Source organism: Paraburkholderia sediminicola, assembly GCF_046027355.1.
GTDB classification, from domain to species: Bacteria; Pseudomonadota; Gammaproteobacteria; order Burkholderiales; family Burkholderiaceae; genus Paraburkholderia; species Paraburkholderia sediminicola_B.
The window spans coordinates 1-1,252 of record NZ_JAQQEK010000111.1; the positions used below are offsets into that span (position 1 = coordinate 1).

Consider the following 1,252-nt stretch of genomic DNA (forward strand, 5'->3'; position numbering starts at 1 on the left):
GGAGACATACAGATGACAGTTTTCCAGCATGACACCGGGTATGAGCGGCGCACGCTCGTGCTGCTGGGTGTGGGTTTCGGTCTGGTGGGTTTTGACCGGTGGCTGATGGCGCCGCTGTTCCCGCACATGATGGCCGAGCTGAACCTGAACTATTCGCAGCTGGGCAGCCTGATCGGGGTACTCGGTGTCGCCTGGGGACTGTGGTCCATTGCCATGGGCCGCTTGTCGGACCGCATCGGCAGGAAGAAGATCCTCGTGACCACGATGGTCGCCTTTTCGTTGCTCTCGAGCCTCTCGGGGCTGGCCTCCGGTTTTCTGAGCCTGATGATCCTGCGTGCCGTGATGGGCGTCGCAGAAGGCGCGTTTACACCGGCGAGCCTCGCGGCCAACAGTGAAGCGTCCCGGCCGTCACGGCGCGGGCTGAATCTGGGTCTGCAACTGAGCATGATGCCGCTCATGGGACTGGGCTTCGCGCCGATCGTGGCCACGCAACTGCTGCAGATCGTGCCGTCCTGGCACTGGGTCTTCACGATCTCCGCCGTGCCGGGCCTGATCGTGGCGGTCCTGATCGGACGCAACCTGCGCGAGCGCAGCGCCGGTGAACCGCTCACGGCCCAGATGCCCGTGGCCAGCCCGCGCTGGACCGAACTGCTGGCCAGCCGCAACGTGATTGTCGCGACCGCCGCGATCCTGTGTGCCATGGGCGGGATTTTCGTGATCGGTGCCATGGTGCCGACCTATCTGGTCGCCGTGCTGCATCTGGATACGCGCAGCATGGGCTTCGTCGCCTCGGCCGTCGGCTTCGGCGGCTTTGTCGGCTCGTTCGGCGTGGCGGGCATCTCGGATTACATCGGCCGCCGGCTCACCGCACTGATCGGCTTCATCGCCGCGGCCGTGCTGCTGTACTTCTTCTCGAACACCGGCGCCCATCCTCAACTGCTGTTTGCCCTGCTGTTTGGCGTGGCGATGTTCTCGATCGGCCTGCTCAGCCTGCTGAGCGGCCCGGTGGCGATCGAGGCCGCGCCGCTGGGACTCGTCGCGTCGACCATTGGTTTCGTCTCCGGGGTGGGCGAGACCTTCGGCGGGGGTGTCGCGCCGGTGATCGCCGGCTTCGTCGCCCAGCATTTCGGCCTCGCACGAACCCTTGACTTCGCGCTGTACAGCCTCGTCGCCGGGGCAGGCATCACGGTGTTCCTCATCGAGACCGCACCCCGCCGGCGCGCGGCCACCCCCCTGAGCGGCGACCCCGCGC

At 66.5% G+C, this 1,252-nt stretch carries 1 protein-coding gene; it reads left to right on the plus strand.

Features of this window, described 5'->3' with window-relative positions:
* Positions 1 to 12: 12 nt before the first annotated feature.
* A partial coding sequence (locus PQR42_RS45485) for an MFS transporter (protein ID WP_408496086.1) occupies positions 13 to 1,252 on the plus strand: 1,240 nt, incomplete at its 3' end.